This is a genomic window from Roseateles violae (genome assembly GCF_030410485.1).
Taxonomy (GTDB): domain Bacteria; phylum Pseudomonadota; class Gammaproteobacteria; order Burkholderiales; family Burkholderiaceae_C; genus Roseateles_D; species Roseateles_D violae.
Genome location: NZ_JAUHHC010000006.1, coordinates 307,309 through 331,497 on the forward strand (window position 1 = coordinate 307,309; position 24,189 = coordinate 331,497).

Below are 24,189 nucleotides of genomic sequence, written 5' to 3' on the forward strand. Positions count from 1 at the left end.
GTGCGGGCTCAGTGGGCGCTGCTGCTCGCGCCCATGCGCTCGACGCGCCGGTGCAGAAAGGCCTGGGCCAGGCCCGAGTCCGGCTGCAGGCGCTGGCCGATATAGAGCTCCTGGCGGCGCTCGGCGATCTGCGCGCGCAGCCGGCTGGCCATCACCGCCAGCGGATCGAGCTGCTGCGCCTCGGCGGCGGCGATGGCCTGCCACATCTGGTGCATCGCATGTGCCTTCAGCAGCGCCAGATGGGCCTGGACCACGCGCAGCCGCCCCTGCACCGCCTGCTCGCTGCGGGAGAGCCAGTCGCGCACGGCGTCGGCATTGCCGCCATGGACCTTCAGCGGCTCCTCGCCGGCCGCCAGCAAGAGGCTTTCGAGCCGCCGGCGGTCGCCGGCCGCGTAGGCCTCATTGACGATCATCATCTGCTGCTCGCGCTGGCGGCGCTCGCGCTCGCTGGGCGCCAGATCGGGATGCAGGCGCATCGCCGCGCGCCGGTACAGGGTCTTCAGCGTGGGCGGGCCCAGCTCGACCAGGCCGCCCTTGGGCTCGGGCGGCAGCGGTGCGCCGCCGGGCAGCTGCGGCAGGCGCGGCAGCTCGGTGGCGCGCGGCGGCTTCGGCGAGCGGGCGGCGACGCCGTTGCGGCGCAGCGCCTCGGCCAGATAGCTGGTCGCGCAGTGCAGTTGCGACTCCAGCGCATCGAGCTCCATGTACAGCGGGCCCAGCAGATCGGTGTAGCGGTCGACGAAGACCTGGATCCGGCCGCGCAGCAACGCGAATTCCTGCTCCTGATCGGCCAGGAAGGACTGCAGATCGCGCAGCTGGGAGCGCCGCCGCTCCAGTTCCTGCCGGGTGATCGCCGTGTTCATCATGGCCCCATTGTCGGCGCGGATTGCGCGGCCCCAAAGTAGGAACAGCCCGCAAGCGGGCTGTCTATTCCGTCACGAAAGGGCTTGACTCAGCCCGTCCGCTGGCAGGCGGCCGGGCCTTCGTCGGGCGTCAGGCAAGCCGCAGGGCTTGCCCTCGGCCCCGACTCAGGGCTGAGAAGCGGCCGAGGCCGGCTCGCTGGCCGCCGCCGGAGCAGCCGGCGCCGCCGTATCGAGCGCCGAGGCCGGCGCCGCGGCGCTGGCCGCGACGGCCGCCGGCTCGGCCGGCTTCTGGCTGGCCGCCGTCATCGGCAGCAGCGGCACGATCAGCAGGGCGACGATGTTGATGATCTTGATCAGCGGGTTGACCGCCGGGCCGGCCGTGTCCTTGTACGGGTCGCCGACGGTGTCGCCGGTCACCGCGGCCTTGTGGGCCTCGCTGCCCTTGCCGCCGTGGTGGCCGTCCTCGATGTACTTCTTGGCGTTGTCCCAGGCGCCGCCGCCGGTGCACATCGAGATCGCGACGAACAGGCCGGTGACGATGGTGCCCATCAGCAGGCCTCCCAGCGCGGCCGGGCCCAGCAGCAGGCCGACGACGATAGGCACGATCACCGGCAGCAGCGAGGGCACGATCATTTCCTTGATCGCGGCCGTCGTCAGCATGTCGACCGCCTTGCCGTACTCGGGCTTGCCCGAGCCGTCCATGATGCCCTTGATGTCGCGGAACTGGCGCCGCACTTCGACGACGACGGCGCCGGCCGCGCGACCGACCGCCTCCATCGCCATCGCGCCGAACAGATAGGGGATCAGGCCGCCGATGAAGAGGCCGACGATCACCTTCGGGTCGCTCAGATCGAAGCTGACCGTCATGCCGCGGCTCTCGAGCGAGTGCGTGTAGTCGGCGAACAGCACCAGCGCCGCCAGACCGGCCGAGCCGATCGCATAGCCCTTGGTGACCGCCTTGGTCGTGTTGCCGACGGCGTCCAGCGGGTCGGTGACGGCGCGCACGCTGTCCGGCAGCTCCGACATCTCGGCGATGCCGCCGGCGTTGTCGGTGATCGGGCCGTAGGCGTCCAGCGCGACGACGATGCCGGCCATGCTCAGCATCGAGGTGGCGGCGACGGCGATGCCGTACAGGCCGCCGAGCCAGTAGGAGCAGAGGATGGCCACGCAGACGAACAGCACCGGCCAGGCGGTCGAGCGCATCGACACGCCGAGGCCGGCGATGATGTTGGTGCCATGGCCGGTCGTCGAGGCCTGCGCGATATGGCGCACCGGCGAGTACTGGGTGCCGGTGTAGAACTCGGTGATCCAGACCAGGGCCGCGGTCAGCACCAGGCCGACGGCGCAGGTGCCGAACAGCGCCATCGCCGACACGCTGCCACCGGCGTTGAGGGTCAGGCCTTGCGGGAACATCACGCGGGTGATGAAGAAGAAGGCGACCAGCGACAGCAGGCCGGCGACGGCCAGGCCCTTGTAGAGCGCCGGCATCACGTTCTTCATGCCGGGGCTGGCCTTGACGAAGCTGCAGCCGATGATCGAGCAGATGATGGACACGCCGCCGAGCACCAGCGGGTAGACGACCGCGTTGATGGTGGCGCCGCCGACCATCAGCGCGCCCAGCGCCATGGTCGCGATCAAGGTGACCGCGTAGGTCTCGAACAGGTCGGCCGCCATGCCGGCGCAGTCGCCGACGTTGTCGCCGACGTTGTCGGCGATCACGGCCGGATTGCGCGGGTCATCCTCGGGGATGCCGGCCTCGACCTTGCCGACCAGGTCGGCGCCGACATCGGCGCCCTTGGTGAAGATGCCCCCGCCCAGACGGGCGAAGATCGAGATCAGCGAGGAGCCGAAGGCGAAGCCCAGGAGCGGCTTCAGCGTGGCGGCATCGACCTTCTGCCCGCCGCTGAGCATCCAGAAGAACAGGCCGACACCCAGGAGGCCCAGGCCGACGACCAGCATGCCGGTGATCGCGCCGCCCTTGAAGGCCACGGCCAGCGCCGGGGCCATGCCCTGCGTGGCCGCCTGGGCGGTGCGCACGTTCGCACGCACCGAGACATTCATGCCGATGAAGCCGCAGGCGCCCGAGAGCACGGCGCCGATGACGAAGCCGATCGCCGAGGTCTTGTCCAGAAAGACCGCGATCAGGATGGCCAGCACGATGCCGACCACGGCGATCGTCTTGTACTGGCGGGCCAGATAGGCGGCCGCTCCCTGCTGGATGGCCGAGGCGATCTCCTGCATGCGGGCATTGCCCGCATCCTGGCTCAAGATCCAGCTTCGTTGGATGAAGCCATACAAGACTGCGGCGAGCCCGCAGGCCAGCGCGAAATACAGCGCTACTTCCGTCGACATGAACATGTCTCCTTGTGTGTATCTGCCGTGTGAATAAAGGGGACGCCCGTCTCTCAGCGCCAGTGCTGCACGCGATCGATCAGGTCGCTCGCCGCATGCTAAGGGACGCGTTTGACACGGCAATTGATCGTTTACCAGCGGATTGCCCCCTGTGCGGGCGTCAGGGCGCGGCAAGCTCAGCCGCTAGAATCCGGGTTTCCCCTCGCGTTTCAGAACATCATGAGCCTGCACAACGTCACGCCCGGCGCCAAGGCGCCCGAACAATTCAACGTGATCATCGAGATCCCGATGAACGCCGATCCGATCAAGTACGAGGTCGACAAGGAAAGCGGCGCGCTGTTCGTCGATCGCTTCATGACGACGGCCATGCACTACCCCTGCAACTACGGCTATGTGCCGCAGACGCTGTCGGACGATGGCGATCCGGTCGACGTGCTGGTGATCACGCCCTTCCCGCTGACCCCGGGCGTGGTCGTGACCTGCCGCGCTATCGGCGTGCTGCAGATGGACGACGAGGCCGGCGGCGACGCCAAGCTGCTGGCCGTGCCGACCAGCAAGATCCTGCCGATGTACGACCACTGGCAGAAGCCCGAGGACGTCAACAAGATGCGCCTCAACGCGATCCAGCATTTCTTCGAGCACTACAAGGACCTCGAGCCGGGCAAGTGGGTCAAGGTCAAGGGCTGGGAAGGCCCCGAGGCCGCCAAGGCCGAGATCGTTTCCGGCATCGCTGCCTACGCGAAGTCGCTGCAGAAATAATCGCAAGGCCAGGCCTTCGATCGAAAGAGCGCCCGCGGGCGCTCTTTTTCATGGCCGCTTGAACGGCCGATGCTCGTCGAGCTCGTCGATATAGCCGCGCATCGCCTGACCCTCGCGGGCGAGGAAGTCGGCGACGGCGTCGCTGAAGTCCGGGTGCGCCAGCCAATGGCTGGAATGGGTCTCGACCGGCAGCAGGCCGCGCGCCATCTTGTGTTCGCCCTGTGCGCCGCCCTCGAAGCGGGCATAGCCCTTGGCGATGCACCAGGCCAGCGGCTGGTAGTAGCAGGCATCGAAATGCAGGCAGGGCACGGGCTCGACGGCGCCCCAGTAGCGGCCGTAGGCCTGGCCGCGTTCCGGATCGAGCGCGATCAGCGAGGCGGCAATCCGGGTCTGACCCCGCTTGGCGATGAACAGCAGCCAGTGCGCCGCCATGGTCGAGGCCATGCGGCGGAAGAAGTCGCGCGTCAGATAGGGCGTGCTGTGGTGGGCGCGGTAGGTCAGCTGATAGCAGCGGTAGAAGAAGTCCCAGTCGGCCTCGGTGATCTGCGCGCCCTGCCGCACTTCGAACTCGATGCCGGCCTCGCGCACGCGGCGCTGCTCCTGCTGGATCTTCTTGCGCTTGTCGCGCTGCAGCGAGGCGAGGAAGTCCTCGAAGCCGGCCCAGCCGGCGTTCTGCCAGTGGAATTGCACGCCGCTGCGCGCCAGCCAGCCTTGTTCGCCGGCCGCCGCCCGGTCGGCCGCGTCGCCGAACAGCAGATGCGCGGAGGACAGCTCCAGCCGCTCGGCCAGCAGCTCCAGCCCGCGCATCAGCAGCGCGCGCGAGGGCGCATCGCGCGCCAGCAGCCGGCTGCCCGGCACCGGCGTGAAGGGCACGGCGACCAGCAGCTTGGGGTAGTAGTCCAGGCCGTGGCGACGATAGGCATCGGCCCAGGCCCAGTCGAACACATACTCGCCGTAGGAATGGCTCTTCAGATAGGCCGGGCAGGCGGCCAGCAGCTCGTCGCCGCGCCAGACGCTGGCGAACTGCGCGCGCCAGCCGGTGTCGGCCACGGCCGAGCCCGAGTCGTGCAGCGCCTGCAGGTACTCGTGGCGCATGAAGGGCGTCGGCGCGTCGGCGCTGGCCAGCAGCGCGTTCCAGGCTTCGGGCGCCAAGGCGGCGGGGTGGTCGTCGACGCGCAGCGTCGCTTCGTCATTGCTCATGGATGGAGGCAAATCTTAGGGGCAGACGCAAAGCCGGCGCTTTGATGGCAGGATTCGGTCATGCACTTCGACAATCTCTACAGCCACGACTTCGCCCGCATCGCCGTCGGCCTGCCGCAATGCCGGGTCGCCGATCCGCTCTTCAACGGCCAACAGACGATCGCGCTGCTGCTCGAGGCCGCCGCCGCCGGCGTGGCCCTCGTGGCCTTCCCGGAGCTGGGCCTGTCGGCCTATAGCTGCGACGATCTGTTCCACCAGCGCGCGCTGCTCGATGGCTGCGAGCAGGCACTGGCCGCCGTGCTGAAGGCTTCCGAGGTGCTGCCGACCGTGGCCGTCGTCGGCATGCCGCTGCGCGTCGAGCAGCGCCTGTTCAACTGCGCCGTCGTGCTGCAGCGGGGCCGCATCCTCGGCGTCGTGCCCAAGACCTTCCTGCCGAACTACGGCGAGTTCTACGAGGCGCGCCAGTTCAGCGCGGCCGAGGAGGCCAGCGTCGATGCGATCGAACTGCTGGGCCAGCGCGTGCCCTTCGGCAGCCGGCAGATCTTCGCCGCCGCCGACCTGCCGCTGCTGCGCCTGCATGTGGAAATCTGCGAGGACGTCTGGACGCCGATTCCGCCGTCCTCGTTCGCGGCCCTGGCCGGCGCGACGGTGCTGGTGAATCTGTCGGCCTCGAACGTGATCGTCGGCAAGGCGAACTACCGGCGCCAGCTGGTGTCGCAGCAGTCGGCGCGCTGCCTGGCGGCCTATGTCTACTCCTCGGCCGGCGCCGGCGAGTCGAGCACCGATCTGGCCTGGGACGGCCAGGCGCTGATCTACGAGAACGGCGAGGCGCTGGCCGAGAGCGAGCGCTTCCAGCGCCGCTCGCAATGGATCGGCGCCGACGTCGACCTGGAGCGCCTGGCGCGCGAGCGCATGCGCCAGACCAGCTTCGGCCAGTCGGTGCGCCTGCATGCCGCGCAGGTGAAGGAATTCCGCACGACCGAGTTCGCGCTGGGCCTCGATCGCGAGCAGCCGCTGGCCTTGCAGCGCAAGGTCGAGCGCTTCCCCTATGTGCCGGCCGAGCGCAGCCGCCGCGACGAGCGCTGCCAGGAGGTCTACAACATCCAGCTGCAGGCGCTGGTGCAGCGCCTGGCGTCCAGCGGCATCGCCCGGCTGGTGATCGGCGTATCGGGCGGGCTCGATTCGACCCATGCGCTGCTGGTCGCCGCGCGCGCGATGGATCAGCTGGGCCTGCCGCGCAACCACATCATCGGCGTGACCATGCCCGGCTTCGCCACCGGCGAGCGCACGCGCGACCAGGCGCTGCGGTTGATGGCGGCGGTCGGCTGCGAGGCGCAGGAGATCGACATCCGGCCCAGCTGCACGCAGATGCTGAAGGATCTGGGCCACCCGTTTGCCGAGGGCCAGCCGGTCTACGACATCACCTTCGAGAACGTGCAGGCGGGGGAACGCACCAGCCATCTGTTCCGCCTGGCCAACCACCGGCAGGCGCTGGTGCTGGGCACCGGCGATCTGAGCGAGCTGGCGCTGGGCTGGTGCACCTATGGCGTCGGCGACCATATGTCGCATTACAACGTCAATGCCAGCGTGCCGAAGACGCTGATCAAGCATCTGGTGCGTTGGGTGGCCGAGACGCGCCAGCTGGGCGCGGTCGACCACCAGGTGCTGCTGGACATCCTGGACACCGAGATCAGCCCCGAGCTGGTGCCGGCCGACCCGGGTGCCAAGGGTCAGGTCTTGCAGAGCACCGAGAGCGCGATCGGCCCCTACGAGCTGCAGGACTTCAACCTGTTCTTCACGCTGCGCCACGGCTATGCGCCCAGCAAGATCGCCTTCCTGGCCCGCCACGCCTGGGGCAGCCGCGAGCGCGGCGCCTGGCCGGACGAGAGCCATGTGCAGCGCAACGAGTACACGCTGGCCGAGATCAAGCGCGTGCTGCGCATCTTCGTCCAGCGCTTCTTCAAGGGCAGCCAGTTCAAGCGCAGCTGCGTGCCGAACGCGCCCAAGGTGGGCAGCGGCGGCTCGCTGTCGCCGCGCGGCGACTGGCGGGCGCCCAGCGATTCGGAGAGCGCCGTGTGGCTGGCCGAGCTCGATCGCATCCCCGATTGAGCCCGCGTTCCGTGCTTAAATTCGGACGAGAAAACACTTTCGGAGCGCAGCACCATGAAGCAGATCACCGCCATCATCAAGCCCTTCAAGCTGGACGAAGTCCGGGAGTCCCTGGCGGAGGTTGGCGCTTCCGGATTGACCGTCACCGAGGTCAAGGGTTTCGGCCGCCAGAAGGGCCATACCGAGCTCTACCGCGGCGCCGAATACGTGGTCGACTTCCTGCCCAAGGTCAAGGTCGAGGTCGTCGTCAAGGACGATGACGTCGAGCGCTGCATCGACGCGATCCTGAAGGCGGCCAAGACCGGCAAGATCGGCGACGGCAAGATCTTCGTCACCGCCGTCGAGCAGGTGGTGCGCATCCGCACCGGCGAAACGGACGAAGAGGCCGTCTAAGACGTCCCGGGACGAAGAGGCAGTCTAAGAAGGTTTCAGCCGAACAGCCGCTGCCACAGCGCGGCGGCCCAGATGCCGCCGGCCAGCAGCAGGGCCAGCATGACGGCGGCGCTGGCGATGTCCTTGGCCCGCTTGGACAGATCGTGCAGCTCGTAGGAGATGCGGTCGATCGCCGCCTCGATCGCCGAGTTCAGCAGCTCGACGACCAGCAGCAGCAGCAGGGAGCCGAGCAGCAGCGCGATCTGCACCCAGTCGCGGCCGAGCCAGAAGGCCAGCGGCGTCGCGACCACCGTCAGCCAGACCTCCTGGCGGAAGGCGCTCTCGCCGCGGTAGGCGGCGCGCAGGCCGGCCAGCGAATAGCCGGTCGCGCGCATCAGGCGGTCCAGGCCGGTGCGGCCCTTGTGCGGGTTGCTCATTGCTTGGGCGCTTTCGGTGCCGGCCGCTGCGTCACCAGCTCGGTCCGGCACAGCAGATCGTGCAGATACTGCCGGCCCGGCAGCACCAGGGACAGCATCGCATAGCCGAGCAGGGCCAGGCTGCCGACGGCGGCGATCGGCCCGAAGCCCAGCCCGTAGCGCCGCATCTGCACCGCCGCGGCGATGGGCAGCACCCACCAGCAATAGCTGAGCAGATAGCGCAGCAGCGCCTGCGCCAGGCCCAGATTGCCGCCGCCCTGGCGCTGCAGCCGCATATGCCAGGTCTTCATCGGCAGGGTCTGGCCACTGCGGGTCCAGAAGTAGATGAAATAGGCGCCGAAGCTGAGCGCCAGCGCAATGATCAGGCCGCTGCGGTGCTCCAGCGCATTGCGCTGCTGGGCCAGCGGCGAATAGACCAGGCCGGTCGCCATCGCGACGGCAAACAGCAGCAGGCCTTCGTAGATGAAGGCGGCCAGGCGGCGCGCCAGGCCCGGCGCCGCGGCGGGCGCCGGCGGCAGGGTTTGTTCGCTCATGGGACGGAAAGCTTAGCGGGAGGCCGTCGCCTGCGGCTTCGGCAACAGGGTCTTGCTGTCGACCAGCTCCGGGTCGGCGAAGACCTTGGTCTGGCCGGCCTGCTGGTGCGTCGGCGGCGTCACGCCCTGGGTGATCAGCACCGTGCTGGCACCGGGCTTGGCCTGCAGCACCGAGGGCGCCACCGGCTTCAGCGGCAGGCCCTTGGCCGGGGCCGGCACCAGATTCGACTTGGGCTGGGCGGCATCGGCAGCCGGGGCCGGCCGCGGCTTGGCGCCGCCGCCGTGCTTGTCCGCCTGCTGCTTCTGCGCCGCCTTCTCGGCCAGTTCCTGGCGCTTCTCGGGAGGCAGTGCCTGGTAGGCCTCCCATTTGGCCTGGCGATCGCCGGTATGGAGCTGCTGCGCGGCCTGGAAGCCGACGCGCGCCTGCTGGCGCTCGACGGGGCTCATCCGCGCCCAGTCGCGCATGCGCTCGTGCAGGCGGGCCTGCTCCTCGGGCGGCAGGGAGGCGAAGCGCGGCGCCATCTCCAGCCACTTGCTGCGCTGGGACGGGTCGAGCCGGTCCCAGTCGCGCTCCAGCGGCGCCAGCGCCTGTTTCTGGTTCGGACCGAGCTCCTGCCACAGCGGCGGGGGCAGCAGGGTCGTCGGGCTGGTCAGCGGCGCGGTCCGCGGCGGGCGTGGCTGCGGTGCCACCGGCGGCGGCGTGTTCACGATCGGCGCGCTGGCCGCCGCCTCGGCGGGCGCCGAAGCGGCGGCGGCCTCGGCCTGGGCCCGGGCCGGATGCGACGACGCCGCCAGCAGCAGGCAGGCGGCGCCGAGGAGGCTGAGGGAAGGGCGGATGAAAAGCAGGCAGGCGAGCGGGAGCCGGGTCATGCGGGTCCTGTCGTCATTCTTGCTGCTCATCGTCGTTGAGGTATTCCGAGAAACCGGGATCGCCATAGGCGGCCGGTGGCAGATTGTCGGACAAGAGCGCCGTGTCGACCTCGGCCGCCGCCAGGATCTGCTCGTACCACTGGCCATGCTGGATCAGCAGCAGGCCGACCACCAGCAGGAACAGCGGCAGGAAGGAAGCGAACTTCAGCCAGCGCGAGGAGCCGCCGCCCAGGCCGCCGAGGGCCAGGGCCGAACCGGAGCGTACCGTCTGGACCGCCTGCTCGGTCTGGCCGACCGCCGCCTTGCGGGCGCTTTGCGCCCGCTGCAGCGCCTGTTCGCGCGCGAAACGCAGGCGCTCGCTCACATCATGGGGCAGCGCCTCGCTGCGCTCGGACAGGCCGGCGGCCACGCGCAGGCCGAAGCGCGTCGTGCGCGCCTCCAACTCGGGTCCGAAATGCGTATGCAGCTGCTTGTTCATAATGTGATCCCCTTGGCCTTCAGCGACTTCGCCAAGGCGTGAACGGCCCGGGAGCAGTGCGTCTTGACGCTGCCTTCCGAGCATTCCATCACCGCGGCGGTCTCCGCGACATCCAGTTCCTCCCAGTAACGCAGGAGGAAGGCTTCGCGTTGACGTCCCGGCAACATTGCAACCTCTTGTTCGATGGCTTGCAAGATCTGGGCCCGGGCGACCTCGTCCGCGGCACTGAGTGCGCCCAGCGCGCCGTCCTGCGATTCCAGCATCTGCAGTAGGTCGAATTCCGACTCCGGGTCCGGAGACTCGAAATCCGACATATTGAGCATCACCGCATTGCGCACCTTCTGGCGGCGGAACCAGTCCATCGTCGCATTCGACAGAATGCGCTGGAACAAAAGGGGGAGTTCGGCCGCCGGGCGGTCGAAGTACTTCTCGGCCAGCCGGATCATGGCGTCCTGCACGATGTCCAGGGCGGCATCGTCGTCGCGCACCATATAGGCGGTGCGCTTGAAGGCGCGTTTGTCGACGCTGCGCAGAAAGTCGTTGAGTTCTTTGTCGGTGGCCAAGAAAGAGGAGCCCGGATTGGCGATATGGACAAATTATCGCATCGGGCCGGGCGATTCGCCGTTCGCGGCGCGGATCCGGCGCGGGACCGTGCATAATGCTGCTTCGCACAAGAGCTGAATCTGGTCTCAAGCTGGCCGCCCGACCGGGGCGCCTGTTTCGTTGATCGCGCAGGCTCCACATCCGCCTCACGAGGGCGCGAGAAGGAGCACCGATGGTTTTTCGTTAGAGAAATTCACAGAGGTTCGAAATGGACATGTCTAGCGCGGAAGTCAAGCGTGCCGCTGCATTGGAAAGCAGGGCGCAGCCAAACTCCTCCTCCCCCCAAGCCTCGGAGCTCAACGGCTCCGAAATCCTCGTTCGCTGCCTGCAGGCCGAAGGTGTCAAATACCTTTGGGGATATCCCGGCGGCGCCGTGCTCTATATCTACGACGCGCTGTACAAGCAGGACTCGATCCAGCATGTGCTCGTCCGGCATGAGCAGGCGGCGGTCCACGCGGCCGACGGCTATGCCCGCGCCACCGGCGATGTCGGCGTGGCCCTGGTCACCTCCGGCCCCGGCGTCACCAATGCGGTGACCGGCATCGCCACCGCCTATATGGACTCGATCCCGATGGTGATCGTGACCGGCCAGGTGCCGACGCCGGCGATCGGCCTGGACGCCTTCCAGGAGTGCGACACCGTCGGCATCACCCGGCCCATCGTCAAGCACAACTTCCTCGTCAAGGACGTGCGCGATCTGGCGCTGACGATGAAGAAGGCCTTCCATATCGCCCGCACCGGCCGTCCCGGCCCGGTCGTCGTCGATATCCCGAAGGACATCTCGATGACCAAGCTGGCCGGCAGCTTCGAGTATCCGAAGCAGGTCGAGATGCGCAGCTACAACCCGGTGCGCAAGGGCCACAGCGGCCAGATCCGCAAGGCGGTGCAACTGCTCTTGCAGGCCAAGCGCCCCTATATCTATACGGGCGGCGGCGTAATCCTCGGCGAAGCTTCGGCCGAGCTGCGCGAGCTGACCCAACTGCTCGGCTATCCGGTGACGAACACGCTGATGGGCCTGGGCGCGACGCCGTCCAGCGATCCGCAGTTCCTCGGCATGCTGGGCATGCACGGCACCTACGAGGCGAATATGACGATGCAGCACTGCGATGTGCTGCTGGCCGTCGGCGCGCGCTTCGACGACCGGGTGATCGGCAACCCGCGCCACTTCGCCCAGGTCGAGCGCAAGATCATCCATGTGGACATCGACCCCAGCTCGATCTCCAAGCGGGTGCGCGTGGACATTCCCATCGTCGGTGACGTCAAGGACGTGCTGCAGGAACTGATCCATCAGATCCGCGAGGCCCAGGCCAAGCCCGATTCGGCCGCGATCAATGCCTGGTGGAGCCAGATCAACGAGTGGCGCCGCCGCGACTGCCTGGCTTTCAAGCCGTCCAGCGAGCTCATCAAGCCGCAGATGGTGATCGACACCTTGTGGAAGCTGACCAAGGACGGCGACACCTACATCACCTCGGACGTCGGCCAGCATCAGATGTGGGCGGCCCAGTACTACCGCTTCGACGAGCCGCGCCGCTGGATCAATTCCGGCGGCCTGGGCACCATGGGCGTCGGCCTGCCCTATGCAATGGGCATCAAGCTGGCCAAGCCGGAGTCGGATGTGTTCTGCATCACCGGCGAGGGCTCGATCCAGATGTGCATCCAGGAGCTGTCCACCTGCAAGCAGTACGAGACGCCGGTCAAGGTGATCTCGCTGAACAACCGCTACCTGGGCATGGTGCGGCAGTGGCAGGAGCTGGACTACGGCAAGCGCTACTCGCACAGCTATATGGAAGCGCTGCCGGACTTCGTCAAGCTGGCCGAGGCCTATGGCCATGTGGGCCTGCTGGTCGAGAAGCCCGGCGATGTCGAGGGCGCGCTGAAGGAGGCGATCCGCCTGAAGGACCGCACGGTATTCCTCGACATCCGCACCGACCCGACCGAGAACGTCTGGCCCATGGTCCAGGCGGGCAAGGGCATCTCGGAGATGCTGCTGGGGTCCGAAGACCTCTGAGCCTCGACGTCGGCATCGCGCCGCTGCGTTACCGCGCGCGGCCGGGATGCCGGGGAAGAGGTCCAAAGGCCCGGACACCGCCATTTCCACTTTCGCCAATCGAACAGCGTGGCCAAGGGCCGTCGGTTACCGCCGCCGGCCTGAAGAGCGCGAAGGACGATCACCATCATGAAACACATCATTGCTTTGCTCATCGAGAACGAGCCGGGCGCGCTGTCGCGCGTCGTCGCCCTGTTCTCGGCCCGTGGCTACAACATCGAGAGCCTGACCGTGGCGCCGACCGAGGACGCCTCGCTGTCGCGCATGACCATCGTCACGACCGGCTCCGACGAGGTGATCGAGCAGATCACCAAGCACCTGAACCGCCTGATCGAGGTCGTCAAGGTCGTCGACCTGACCGAGGGCCATTACACCGAACGCGAGCTGATGCTGATCAAGGTGCGCGCGGTCGGCAAGGAGCGCGAGGAGATGAAGCGCACCGCCGACATCTTCCGCGGCCGCATCATCGACGTCACCGAGAAGACCTACACGATCGAGCTGACCGGCGACGCCGGCAAGCTCGACGCCTTCATCGGTGCGATCGAACGCGCGGCCATCCTCGAGACGGTGCGCACCGGCACCAGCGGCATCGGCCGCGGCGAGCGCATCCTGCGCGTCTGAACCTCTTTCTTCCCAACAATCCCGAACCGATTTTTCCCTGGAGCACGACATGAACGTTTTTTATGACAAGGACGCCGACCTCTCCCTGATCAAGGGCAAGAACGTCACCATCATCGGCTATGGCTCACAAGGCCATGCCCATGCGCAGAACCTGAACGACAGCGGCGTCAAGGTCACCGTCGGCCTGCGCCGCGGCGGCGCGTCCTGGAGCAAGGCCGAGAACGCCGGCCTGAAGGTCGCCGAGATCGCCGACGCGGTGAAGGCGGCCGATGTCGTGATGATCCTGCTGCCCGACGAGCAGATCGCCGGCGTCTACGCCAACGAAGTCGAGCCCAACATCAAGCAAGGCGCCTCGCTGGCCTTCGCGCACGGCTTCAACGTCCATTACGGCCAGGTGACGCCGCGCGCCGACCTCGACGTCTGGATGGTCGCGCCCAAGGCCCCGGGCCACACGGTGCGCGGCACCTACACCCAGGGCGGCGGCGTGCCGCACCTGATCGCCGTCTATGCCGACAAGAGCGGCAAGGCGCGCGAGCTGGCCCTGAGCTATGCCGCGGCCAATGGCGGCGGCAAGGCCGGCATCATCGAGACCAACTTCCGCGAAGAGACCGAGACCGATCTGTTCGGCGAGCAGGCCGTGCTCTGCGGCGGCGCCGTCGAGCTGATCAAGGCGGGCTTCGAGACGCTGACCGAGGCCGGCTACGCGCCCGAGATGGCCTACTTCGAGTGCCTGCACGAACTGAAGCTGATCGTCGACCTGATCTATGAAGGCGGTATCGCCAACATGAACTACTCGATCTCGAACAACGCCGAGTACGGCGAGTACGTCACCGGCCCGCGCGTCGTGACCGAGGAGACCAAGAAGGCCATGAAGCAGTGCCTGAAGGACATCCAGACCGGCGAGTACGCGAAGAGCTTCATCCTCGAGAACAAGGCCGGCGCCCCGACCCTGCTGAGCCGCCGCCGCCTGACCGCCGAGCACCCGATCGAGCAGGTCGGCGAGAAGCTGCGCGCGATGATGCCCTGGATCAAGAAGAACCGCCTGGTCGACCAGTCGAAGAACTGAGATTCGGACCGAGGGCAGTGCCTGTGCACTGACCGATGCCGGACTCAGGCCCGGCCACGGGACGGGCTGAGCGTCGGCCCGGCCGATCGACAACCCCGCTGCGGCGGGGTTTTTCCTTGGAGGCCTCGGCTACAGTCGGCGACGACCCGTATCCGGAGAGCTCCCATGTCCACCGTTGCCCGTTCCTGCGCGCTGCTGCTGACGTCCGCGCTGCTGTCCATGGCCGAGGCCGCTTCGCCGCCGGTGGCCCCGGTCAAGGACGTCGTCGAGACCCTGCACGGCGTCGTCGTCCACGACCCCTATCGCTATATGGAAGACGTCAAGGCGCCCGCGGTGCAGGACTGGCTGCGCGGCCAGGCCGCCTATGCGCGCGAGACGCTGGACCGCATCGATCAGCGCGACGCGATCGAGCAGCGCATCACCGCGCTGACCGCCGCCAGCGGCGATCTGCTGCGCGACATCGTGCGCATGCCGGGCGACCGGATCTACTACTTGAAACGGCCCGCCGGCGCGCGCCAGTTCCAGCTGGTGATGCGCCAGGGCCTGGCCGGCGAGGAGCAGGTGCTGGTCGACCCCGAGGCCGAGAGCAAGCGCAGCGGCGTGCCGCATGCGATCAACTACTTCGCGCCCTCCTGGGACGGCCGCTACATCGCCTACGGCATGTCGGCCGGCGGCTCCGAGGATGCGGCGCTCTACATCCTCGACATCGCCAAGAACAAAAACATCGGCGAGCCGGTGCCGCGTGTGCACGAGACGCCGGTCAGCTGGCTGCCCGACAGCAAGTCGCTGACCTTCAACCAGCTGAAGCCGCCGACCGCCGGCGAGCCGGCCAGCGAGACCTACCTCGACAGCCGCGTGCTGTGGCTGCGCGTCGGCGACAAGGCCAGCGAGGCCAAGCCGGTGTTCGGCCCCACGGTGAGTACCGGCCTGGGCCTGGCGCGGCTGGACGTCGCGACGATGAGCTTCGCGCCCGGCAGCCGCTGGGCGATCGCGCGCACCACCGACACTACGCTGCCGGAGGGCCTGCTGTTCGCCGCGCCGCTGGCCGACCTCGGCAAGCCCAGCATCCGCTGGCAGCGCATCGCCGGCTATGCCGACCTGCTGGTCGATCTGGAACTGCGCGGCGACGATCTCTATCTGCTGAGCCGCGCCAAGGCGCCGCGCAAGCAGGTGCTCAAGCTCGATCTGCGCCAGCCCGATCTCAAGCGCGCCGTCGAGGTGGCCGTCGCACCGGTGGGCGGGGTGCTCGAGCAGTTCGTGCTGACGCGCGATGCGCTGATCGCCAGCGTGCGCATCGGCACCGACGTGGTGCTGCGCCGCTACAAGCCGGGCGACCGATTGGGCGAGCCGATCGCCATGCCCTTCAAGGGCGCGGCCTTGCTGCATGCCGACCCGGCCCATGCCTACGGCGATGTGCTGTACACGCTGGCCGGCTGGACCCAGCTGCCGCGCAGCTTCCTGCTGTCTGGCGCAAACTCGGTCGATGCCCGGCTGCAGGGCGGCACGCCACCGGCCGGCCTGCCCGAGCTCGAGGTCGTCGACGTCGAGGTGGCCAGCCATGACGGCGCCAGGGTGCCGCTGACGCTCTTGCACAAGAAGGGCCTGCAGCGCGACGGCAGCAACCCGACCTTGCTCTACGGTTACGGCGCCTATGGCTTTTCGATTGGCGCGCGCTACTCGCCGGCCTGGCTGGCCTGGATCGAGCGCGGCGGCGTGCTGGCTCTGGCCAATGTGCGCGGCAGCGGCGTGCGCGGCGACGACTGGTACCGCGCCGGCTTCAAGGCGAGCAAGGCCAATACCTGGAAGGACGGTCTGGCCTGCGCACGCTGGCTGATAGCGCACAAGATCGCCTCGCCCAAGACGCTGGCGGTGATGGGCACCAGCGCCGGCGGCATCTTCGTCGGCCGCGCGGTGACGACGTCGCCCGAGCTGTTCGCGGCGGCCGTGTTCGACGTCGGCATCATGGACACGGTGCGGGTCGAGGAGAGCGCCAACGGCATCACCAATATCTCCGAGTTCGGCAGCACCAAGAACGCGGCCGAGTTCCCGGCCCTGCTGGAGATGAGCAGCTATCACCAGATCAAGGACGGCACCGCCTATCCGGCGGTGCTGCTGGTGCATGGCATGAACGATCCGCGCGTCGACGTCTGGCAAAGCGCCAAGGCGGCCGCGCGGCTGCAGGCGGCCAGCAGCAGCGGCAAGCCGGTGCTGCTGCGCCTGGATCTGCAGGCCGGCCACGGCGTCGGCAGCACGGCCACGCAGGCGATCGCGCTGGCCGCCGATATCTACGGCTTCCTGCTCTGGCAGATGGGCCAGCTGGGCTTGAAGAACTGAGGCCTTCGGTCCATCGGGGCGCAGGGGCCGGCCTGTTATCCTCCCGCCCCATGACCGATGCGAAGAACAAGAATCCGAACGAGCTGCCGGACGACGAGGAACTGCCGGCGCCGCTGCGGCCGCGCCGCAAGGGCATTTACATCCTGCCCAATGCGATCACGCTGGCGGCGCTGTTCTCCGGTTTCTACGCGATCGTGATGGCGATGAACGGCCGCTTCGAGCTGGCCTGCATCGCGATCTTCTGCGCCGCCGTGCTTGACAGCCTGGACGGCCGCGTGGCCCGCATGACCAATGCGCAGAGCGCCTTCGGCGAGCAGATGGACAGCCTGTCGGACATGGTCAGCTTCGGGGCCGCGCCGGCGCTGATCGTCTACATCTGGGCCTTCAAGGACATGGGCAAGCTCGGCTGGATCCCGTCCTTCGTCTACATCTCCGGCGCGGCGCTGCGGCTGGCGCGCTTCAACGTCAATATCGGCGTCGTCGACAAGCGCTTCTTCCAGGGTCTGCCCAGCCCGGCCGCGGCGGCCATCGTGATCGGCATGATCTGGGCCTTCGACGATGCAGGCCTGCGCCAGGTCACCAACCTCCCCTGGGTGGTCTGGACCGCCTTCGGCCTGACCCTGTTCGCCGGCCTGTCCATGGTCACCAACGCGCCCTTCTACAGCTTCAAGGTCGTCGGCGCGCGGCGCACCGTGCCCTTCGTCGTGCTGGTCGCGATCGCGCTGGCTATCGCGCTGATCAGCCAGAACCCACCGATAGGCCTGTTCGCGATCTTCTGCGCCTACGGCCTCTCGGGCTATGTCGTCTACGGCTACAAGCGCATGAAGGGTAAGCCGGTCAGCGTGATCGCCACTTCGACCGACGAGCCGGACGAGCAGGGTCTGCACCGTTGATCGAGCGTCCCGGGCCCATGCTATATTCCAGCCCCATGACGTCGAACCGTTTCGCGATCGCGCTGCTACTACGAGGTGAACCCCGGGTTCGCTGACCATCGCGCACGTCCAGAAAAACGTCTCTCGATCGATCTCAACGGCCCGTATGCAACCCGCAGCGGGCCGTTAGTCTTTTTCGAGTCTGCAGGTTGCGAATCTCACTTGGAGCTCCCCCATGTTGAAGCAACCGAACCTGAAGTACCGCGCCTTTGCGCCGGTCGCCCTGCGCGACCGGACCTGGCCCGACGCGCAGCTCACAAGCGCGCCGATCTGGCTCAGCACCGATCTGCGCGACGGCAACCAGGCGCTGATCGAGCCGATGGATGCCGAGCGCAAGCTGCGCATGTTCGAGATGCTGGTGAAGATCGGCTTCAAGGAGATCGAGGTCGGCTTTCCCTCGGCCTCGCAGACCGATTTCGATTTTGTCCGCCTGCTGATCGAGCGGGATCTGATCCCCGAGGACGTGACGATCCAGGTGCTGACGCAGGCGCGCCAGCCGCTGATCGCGCGCACCTTCGAGGCTCTCGTCGGCGCCAGGCGCGCGATCGTCCATCTGTACAACGCCTGCGCGCCGGTGATGCGCAAGGTCGTGCTGGGCCTGGACGAGGAGCAGATCGTCGAGCTGGCCGTCACGCACACGCGGATGATCCGCGATATGGCCGACGCACGGCCCGGCACCGAATGGGGTTTCGAATACTCGCCCGAGATGTTCTCCGGCACCGAGCTGGCCTTCTCCAAGCGCGTCGTCGATGCGGTCACCGCCGCCTGGGGCGCGACGCCCGAGCGCAAGGTCATCATCAATCTGCCGGCCACCGTCGAGCATTCGACGCCGAACATCTTCGCCGACATGATCGAGTGGATGCACCGCCATATCGAGCGCCGCGACGGCGTCGTGCTCTCGGTCCATCCGCACAATGACCGCGGCACCGGCACGGCGGCCGGCGAGTTCGCGCTGATGGCCGGTGCCGACCGCATCGAGGGCTGTCTGTTCGGCAGCGGCGAGCGAACCGGCAATGTCGATCTGGTCAATATCGCCTTGAACCTGTACACGCAGGGCGTGTCGCCGCAGCTGGACTTCTCCGACATCGACGAGGTGCGCCGCTGCGCCGAGCATTGCACGCAGCTGCCGGTCCATCCGCGCCATCCTTATGCCGGCGATCTGGTCTACACCTCCTTCTCCGGCTCGCACCAGGATGCGATCAAGAAGGCCTTCGCCGCCCGCAAGGCCGACGAGATCTGGAACATGCCCTATCTGCCGATCGACCCCAAGGACCTGGGCCGCAGCTACGACGCGGTGATCCGCGTCAACAGCCAGTCGGGCAAGGGCGGCATCGCCTATTTGCTCGAGACCGAGTACGGTGTCGAGCTGCCGCGCCGGCTGCAGATCGAGTTCAGCCAGGTCGTGCAGCAGGTGATGGACGACAGCGGCAAGGAGCAGAGCGCCGCCGACATCTGGGCCATCTTCGCGCGCGAATACGGCGTCGGCGACGCGCAGCCGCCGCTGCACCTGAGCTTCAGCGAATCGGAGGCAGGCGTCGTCAGCCTGCGCGCCGATGCCGATCTGGGCCAGCGCCGGCTGGCCGTCGAAGGCGAGGGCGCCGGCCCGATCGACGCCTTCATCCAGGGTCTGAACGCGCAGCTGGCGACGACGGTGCGCGTGCTCGACTACCACGAGCATGCGATCGGCAGTGGTGCCGACGCCAAGGCGGTCGCCTATCTGGAGCTGCGCATCGGTGATGCCCTGACCCTGTTCGGCGTCGGCATCGACGCCAATATCGTCTCGGCCTCGCTGAAGGCGATAAGCTCCGGCCTGCGCCGGGCCGCCCAGCGTGGCCAGCTTGAATTTGCCGCAGGAGCCGTCCCATGCCCGACCAACTGATCATCTTCGACACCACCTTGCGCGACGGCGAGCAATCGCCGGGCGCCTCGATGACCAAGGACGAGAAGCTGCGCATCGCGCGCCAGCTGGAGCGGCTCAAGGTCGACGTGATCGAGGCCGGCTTCGCGGCCTCCAGCCATGGCGACTTCGAGGCGGTCAAGGCGATCGCCGCGGCGGTGCGCGACAGCACCGTCTGCTCGCTGGCCCGCGCCAACGACCGCGACATCGCCCGCGCCGCCGAGGCGCTCGCCGGTGCGGCGCGCTCGCGCATCCATACCTTCATCGCGACCAGCGAGCTGCATATGGAAAAGAAGCTGCGCATGACGCGCGAGCAGGTGCTGGAGCAGGCCATCCTGGCCGTGCGCTTTGCCCGCAATCTCTGCGCCGACATCGAGTTCTCACCGGAGGATGGCTACCGCTCCGATCCGGACTTCCTGGCCCGCGTCGTCGAGGCGGTGATCAAGGAAGGCGCGACGACGATCAACATTCCCGACACGGTCGGCTATGCGATCCCGGAGCTCTACGGCAACTTCATCAAGAACCTGCGCGAGCGCGTGCCGAACGCCGACAAGGCGGTCTGGAGCGTGCACTGCCACAACGACCTCGGCATGGCGGTGGCCAACTCGCTGGCCGGCGTGCAGATCGGCGGCGCGCGCCAGATCGAGTGCACGATCAACGGCCTCGGCGAGCGGGCCGGCAACTGCTCGCTGGAAGAGGTGGTGATGGCGCTGAAGACGCGGCGCGACTACTTCGGCCTCGACGTCAATATCGACGCCTCGCAGATCGTGCCGGCCTCACGCATGGTCAGCCAGACCACCGGCTTCGTCGTGCAGCCGAACAAGGCGGTCGTCGGCGCCAATGCCTTTGCCCACGCCTCGGGCATCCACCAGGACGGTGTGCTGAAGGCGCGCGACACCTACGAAATCATGCGGGCCGAGGACGTCGGCTGGAGCGCCAACAAGATCGTGCTGGGCAAGCTCAGCGGCCGCAATGCCTTCAAGCAGCGCCTGCAGGAACTGGGCATCGCGCTGGAGTCCGAGGCCGAGATCAATGCCGCCTTCGTGCGCTTCAAGGACCTGGCCGACCGCAAGAACGAGATCTTCGACGAGGACATCATCGCCCTGGTGATGGACGAATCGGTGACGGCCGAGCAGGAGCATTACCGGCTGATCGCGCTGGCGCAGCGCTCGGAAACCGGCGAGCGCCCGCATGCCAGCGTCGTCTTCGCGGCCGGCGGCGTCGAGCACCGTGCCGAGAGCGACGGCAACGGTCCGGTCGACGCCAGCCTGCGCGCAATCGAGTCGACCGTGCAAAGTGGCGCGGAAATGCTGCTCTACTCGGTCAATGCGATCACCAGCGGCAGTACAGAATCGCAGGGCGAAGTCACGGTGCGTCTGCAGCACGCCGGCCGCGTCGTCAACGGTGTTGGGGCCGACCCCGATATCGTCGTCGCGTCGGCCAAAGCATATTTGAGTGCGTTGAACAAGCTGCAGAGCAAGACCGAGAGAGTCGCGGCGCAAGGCTAGGGGCGGCGAAAGCCAGTCTTCCAGACCGGGCGCAGGGGCCGGAACGAGGCAAATCGAGAGCAAAGGCACAGCTTCAAGAGCCGTGCCTAAGTTTTTGATCTTGCGCGAGTTTTTGCTATCCAATAAACTGCGATCCGCTGTTGGGGGCCGACTTGAAGAATCTTTCCACCGTTTTATCGAGCTTGAGCCTGGCGCTGGCCGGCGCGGCGCTGGCCTTGCCGGTACCCCAGGCCGAGGCCGCCACGACGGCGCAGAAGCAGCAGGTTCGCAAGGCCAAGCCGGCCTCGCGCTCGCCGCGCAAGGCCAGCGTGGTGCCGGCCATCGCCGCCAAGCCCAGCTTCGGCCAGCTCTACGGCCTGCATGCGGTCGATGATCCGCTCGACCTGGCCTCCAGCGTCGCGCTGGTGATGGACCAGGATACCGACGAGGTGCTGTTCTCGAAGAACCCGCAGGCGGTGCTGCCGATCGCGTCGATCACCAAGCTGATGACGGCCCTGCTGGTCGTCGAGGCGAACCAGCCGCTGGACGAGAAGATCACCATCACCGACGAGGACAAGGACACCGAGAAGTTCACCGGTTCGCGCCTGGCCGTGGGCACCACGCTGAGCCGCGGCGAGCTGCTGCATCTGGCCCTGATGTCCTCGGAGAACCGCGCCGCCCATGCGCTGGGCCGCAACTATCCCGGCGGCCTGGACGTCTTCGTCACCGCGATGAACGCGAAGGCCAAAGAGCTGGGCATGCTGGACACGCATTACGTAGAGCCGACCGGCCTCTCGAGCCGCAACCAGAGCAGCGCCAAGGATCTGGCCGCCCTGGTCAAGGTTGCGCACGAGGTACCGCTCTTGCGCGAGTTCTCGACCTCCAAGGAGGCCAAGGTCCAGGTCGGCCGCCGCCAGATGGCCTTCCACAGCACCAATGGCCTGGTGCGCAGCGGCAGCTGGGACATCGGCCTGCAGAAGACCGGCTTCATCAACGAGGCCGGCAAATGCCTGGTGATGCAGGCCCAGCTGGCCGGCCGCAAGCTGATCATGGTCTTCCTCGATTCGACCGGCAAATACGCGCGTATCGGCGACGCCGAGCGCGTGCGCAAATGGCTGAGCGGCAATCCGGCCGCGGCCGCCGCGGTCACGCAGACCAAACTCGGCGGTTGAGCGATCGCCGCCGCAAAAGCTGAACGGGCCCCGCGGGGCCCGTTTGCATTTGGCCTGAAGCCTGCTCGGCCGCGCTCAGCCCCGATAGCCGAGCGCCGACGAGATATGCGCCGCCGTCTCCTTCAGCCGTGGCAGCCAGCCTTCCTCGAGCCGGTCGGCCGGGGCCGAGATCGACAGGCCGGCGATCAGCTTGGCCTGGTCGTCGTAGATGCCGGCGGCCATGCAGCGCACGCCCAGCTCCAGCTCCTCGTCGTCGCGCGAGAGGCCGCGCTGGCGGATCATCGCCAGCTCGCGCTCCAGCGCGCCGATCTCGGTCAGGCTGTTCTTGGTGTGGCCGGCCAGGCCGGTGCGGGTGGCGTAGGCACGCACGCGCTGCGGATCGTCGCTGGCCAGGAAGAGCTTGCCGACCGAGGTCAGGTGCAGCGGCGCACGGCCGCCGACCGCACGCACCACCTGCATGCCCGAGCGCTCGCTATAGGTGCGCTCGATATAGACGATCTCGTCGCCCTGGCGCACCGAGAGATTGACCGGCTGGTGGGTGAATTTGTGCAGCTCGCGCATGGGCCCCAGCGCCGCATCGCGCACGTCCAGCCGCGCCTTGACCAGATTGCCCAGCTCCAGCAGCCGCATGCCCAGGCGGTAGCTGCCGGCCTCGGGCCGGTCGACGAAGCGGCCCAGGGCCAGGTCGTTCAGAATCCGGTGGGCGGTCGACGGGTGCAGGCCCGTCGATTCGCTGATCGCCTTCAGCGAGACCGGATCCTGGTGGCTGGCCAGCACATCGAGCAAGGCGAATGTGCGCTCCAGCACCTGGATGGCCGGCGATTGACCCTCTTTGTTCTTCATGGACCGGATTGTGCGGGAGATTGTTTTGTTTTGGATGGCGAAATCTAGGCGCGCGGCTCTGTGCAGTTTCGGCTTTGCAACAGCTGGTGCGCTTCGCATCGTGCAATGCGGGCTTTGGATGCTGGCGATCGGCGCGGCCTCGGCGCAGGATGCCCCGCCGACCGCGGCCTCGGCGGGGCAGAGGCCTGGGTCCGCGCCAACGGCGCGACCCGCGGGCTGGCTGCAGGTGCCGCGCATCCAGGGCCGGCTGAAGGCGGCCGATCTGGGCCTGGTGATCAATCTGGACGACCCCTATTCGGTGGCGGTCGGCGAGCTTTATGCCCGCCGGCGCGGCATTGCCGAGGCACAGATCCTGCGGCTGCACCTGCCGCGCCGGCCCTCGCTGAGCCGGGCCGAGTTCGAGGCGCTGCAGGCCGAGCTGCAAGAGCGCCTGCCGGCCACGGTGCAAGGGCTGGCCCTGGCCTGGAGCCAGCCCTATGCGGTCGAGTGCAACTCGATCACCGGCGCGCTGGCCCTGGGCATCCAGCCGGGCCTGTGCGAAGCCGGTTGTGCGCCGACCAAGCCCTCGCCCTATGTCTTCTACACCGGCGCGCGGCCGCAGGCCGAGCTGGGCCTGCGGCCGGCAATGCTGCTGGCGGCGCGCTCGGTCGCCGATGCCGAAGCGCTGATCGAGCGCGGCATTGCCGCCGACCACAGCCTGCCGGCCGAGGGCCAGCCGCCGGCGAATGCCTTCTTCGTCGCGACGCCCGATGCGGCGCGCAATGTGCGTGCGGCGCTGTTCCCGCCGGCCGGGCGCCTGCCGGCGCGCTTCGGCCTCGAGGTTCGACGTGAATCGAGCCAGGCCTTGCCTGCCACCCTGGCCCGCACGCTGATCTACCAGACCGGGCTGCTACGGGTCCAGGGCCTGGACGCGGTCGACTGGCTGCCCGGGGCGCTGGCCGACCATCTGACCTCGGTCGGTGGCCGGCTCGACAATCCGCCGGGCCAGGGGCAGATGAATGCGATCGAGTGGTTGGAGTCCGGCGCGACGGCCAGCTACGGCAACGTCAGCGAACCCTGCAACCATCTGCAGAAGTTCCCGCATCCGCAACTGCTGCTGCTGTCCTATCTGCAGGGATCGACGGCGCTGGAGGCCTACTGGCGCAGCGTGGCCTGGCCGGGGCAGGGGGTCTTCATCGGCGAGCCGCTGGCTGCCCCGTTCGCGCCGCGCTAGACCA

21 protein-coding genes are annotated in these 24,189 nt (G+C 67.8%); 12 read left to right on the forward strand and 9 right to left on the reverse strand.

The annotated features are described in order from the left end of the window. Positions 1-8: 8 nt before the first annotated feature. A complete protein-coding gene (locus QWJ38_RS21955; RefSeq protein ID WP_290361273.1) occupies positions 9-863 on the reverse strand; it encodes a J domain-containing protein in 855 nt (284 codons plus the stop codon). A gap of 162 nt (positions 864-1,025) precedes the next feature. Beyond that, on the reverse strand, positions 1,026-3,212 hold the full coding sequence (locus QWJ38_RS21960; RefSeq protein ID WP_290361274.1) for a sodium-translocating pyrophosphatase: 2,187 nt from the start codon (positions 3,210-3,212) through the stop codon (positions 1,026-1,028). 219 nt (positions 3,213-3,431) lie between these two features. Here QWJ38_RS21960 and ppa point away from each other — a divergent pair, with 219 nt between their 5' ends. Further along, the gene (ppa, locus tag QWJ38_RS21965) at positions 3,432-3,971 is read left to right on the forward strand and encodes an inorganic diphosphatase (RefSeq protein ID WP_290361275.1); all 540 of its coding nucleotides are present in this window, start codon (positions 3,432-3,434) and stop codon (positions 3,969-3,971) included. Positions 3,972-4,019: 48 nt separating this feature from the next. Here the strand turns inward: ppa and QWJ38_RS21970 are convergent, their stop codons facing one another. Next, entirely contained in the window at positions 4,020-5,171 is a 1,152-nt protein-coding gene (locus QWJ38_RS21970; RefSeq protein WP_290361276.1) for a GNAT family N-acetyltransferase, read from the reverse strand. 60 nt (positions 5,172-5,231) lie between these two features. Between QWJ38_RS21970 and QWJ38_RS21975 the strand changes: the two genes are divergently transcribed. After that, positions 5,232-7,280: an NAD(+) synthase gene (locus tag QWJ38_RS21975; RefSeq protein WP_290361277.1), complete on the forward strand. Its 2,049-nt coding sequence runs from the start codon at positions 5,232-5,234 to the stop codon at positions 7,278-7,280. 54 nt (positions 7,281-7,334) lie between these two features. After that, positions 7,335-7,673, forward strand: coding sequence for a P-II family nitrogen regulator (locus QWJ38_RS21980; RefSeq protein ID WP_290361278.1), 339 nt, complete (start codon positions 7,335-7,337; stop codon positions 7,671-7,673). 35 nt (positions 7,674-7,708) lie between these two features. Here QWJ38_RS21980 and QWJ38_RS21985 read toward each other — a convergent pair whose 3' ends face one another. Genes QWJ38_RS21985 through QWJ38_RS22005 form a run of 5 tightly spaced genes read right to left on the reverse strand, consistent with a single transcriptional unit; the run spans position 7,709 to position 10,533 of the window. Further along, positions 7,709-8,089, reverse strand: coding sequence for a diacylglycerol kinase (locus QWJ38_RS21985; RefSeq protein ID WP_290361279.1), 381 nt, complete (start codon positions 8,087-8,089; stop codon positions 7,709-7,711). Next, positions 8,086-8,622, reverse strand: a complete 537-nt coding sequence (locus tag QWJ38_RS21990; protein WP_290361280.1) for an RDD family protein — start codon at positions 8,620-8,622, stop codon at positions 8,086-8,088. The genes QWJ38_RS21985 and QWJ38_RS21990 overlap by 4 nt, the downstream gene beginning before the upstream one ends. Before the next feature lie 12 nt (positions 8,623-8,634). Next, complete coding sequence (locus QWJ38_RS21995) at positions 8,635-9,522, reverse strand: DUF3106 domain-containing protein (protein WP_290361281.1); 888 nt, start codon at positions 9,520-9,522, stop codon at positions 8,635-8,637. Beyond that, positions 9,506-9,970: a DUF3619 family protein gene (locus tag QWJ38_RS22000; protein WP_290361282.1), complete on the reverse strand. Its 465-nt coding sequence runs from the start codon at positions 9,968-9,970 to the stop codon at positions 9,506-9,508. The genes QWJ38_RS21995 and QWJ38_RS22000 overlap by 17 nt, the downstream gene beginning before the upstream one ends. Then, a complete protein-coding gene (locus QWJ38_RS22005) occupies positions 9,967-10,533 on the reverse strand; it encodes an RNA polymerase sigma factor (protein ID WP_290361283.1) in 567 nt (188 codons plus the stop codon). The genes QWJ38_RS22000 and QWJ38_RS22005 overlap by 4 nt, the downstream gene beginning before the upstream one ends. Positions 10,534-10,781: 248 nt before the next feature. Between QWJ38_RS22005 and QWJ38_RS22010 the strand changes: the two genes are divergently transcribed. The 8 genes from QWJ38_RS22010 (at position 10,782) to pbpG (ending at position 22,129) form a co-directional block, all read left to right on the forward strand. Then, positions 10,782-12,581, forward strand: a complete 1,800-nt coding sequence (locus QWJ38_RS22010; protein ID WP_290361284.1) for an acetolactate synthase 3 catalytic subunit — start codon at positions 10,782-10,784, stop codon at positions 12,579-12,581. Between the two features lie 168 nt (positions 12,582-12,749). Next, positions 12,750-13,241 (forward strand): acetolactate synthase small subunit, encoded by a 492-nt coding sequence (gene ilvN, locus QWJ38_RS22015; RefSeq protein ID WP_290361285.1) that lies wholly within the window; start codon positions 12,750-12,752, stop codon positions 13,239-13,241. Between the two features lie 49 nt (positions 13,242-13,290). After that, positions 13,291-14,307 (forward strand): ketol-acid reductoisomerase, encoded by a 1,017-nt coding sequence (gene ilvC, locus QWJ38_RS22020; RefSeq protein ID WP_290361286.1) that lies wholly within the window; start codon positions 13,291-13,293, stop codon positions 14,305-14,307. 165 nt (positions 14,308-14,472) lie between these two features. After that, positions 14,473-16,641: a prolyl oligopeptidase family serine peptidase gene (locus QWJ38_RS22025; protein ID WP_290361287.1), complete on the forward strand. Its 2,169-nt coding sequence runs from the start codon at positions 14,473-14,475 to the stop codon at positions 16,639-16,641. A 50-nt stretch (positions 16,642-16,691) separates the two neighbouring features. After that, a complete protein-coding gene (pssA, locus tag QWJ38_RS22030) occupies positions 16,692-17,534 on the forward strand; it encodes a CDP-diacylglycerol--serine O-phosphatidyltransferase (protein WP_290361288.1) in 843 nt (280 codons plus the stop codon). 214 nt (positions 17,535-17,748) lie between these two features. Beyond that, positions 17,749-19,452, forward strand: a complete 1,704-nt coding sequence (gene leuA / locus QWJ38_RS22035; protein WP_290361289.1) for a 2-isopropylmalate synthase — start codon at positions 17,749-17,751, stop codon at positions 19,450-19,452. Next, positions 19,437-20,978, forward strand: coding sequence for a 2-isopropylmalate synthase (locus QWJ38_RS22040; protein ID WP_290361290.1), 1,542 nt, complete (start codon positions 19,437-19,439; stop codon positions 20,976-20,978). The genes leuA and QWJ38_RS22040 overlap by 16 nt, the downstream gene beginning before the upstream one ends. Positions 20,979-21,130: 152 nt before the next feature. Next, on the forward strand, positions 21,131-22,129 hold the full coding sequence (gene pbpG / locus QWJ38_RS22045) for a D-alanyl-D-alanine endopeptidase (RefSeq protein WP_434064016.1): 999 nt from the start codon (positions 21,131-21,133) through the stop codon (positions 22,127-22,129). A gap of 75 nt (positions 22,130-22,204) precedes the next feature. On the opposite strand, the gene QWJ38_RS22050 is transcribed toward pbpG, so the two are convergent. Then, the gene (locus tag QWJ38_RS22050; protein WP_290361291.1) at positions 22,205-22,972 is read right to left on the reverse strand and encodes an IclR family transcriptional regulator; all 768 of its coding nucleotides are present in this window, start codon (positions 22,970-22,972) and stop codon (positions 22,205-22,207) included. A gap of 226 nt (positions 22,973-23,198) precedes the next feature. On the opposite strand from QWJ38_RS22050, the gene QWJ38_RS22055 reads away from it, so the two are divergent. Then, positions 23,199-24,185, forward strand: a complete 987-nt coding sequence (locus QWJ38_RS22055; protein WP_290361292.1) for a TIGR03790 family protein — start codon at positions 23,199-23,201, stop codon at positions 24,183-24,185. The last annotated feature ends 4 nt before the right edge of the window (positions 24,186-24,189 follow it).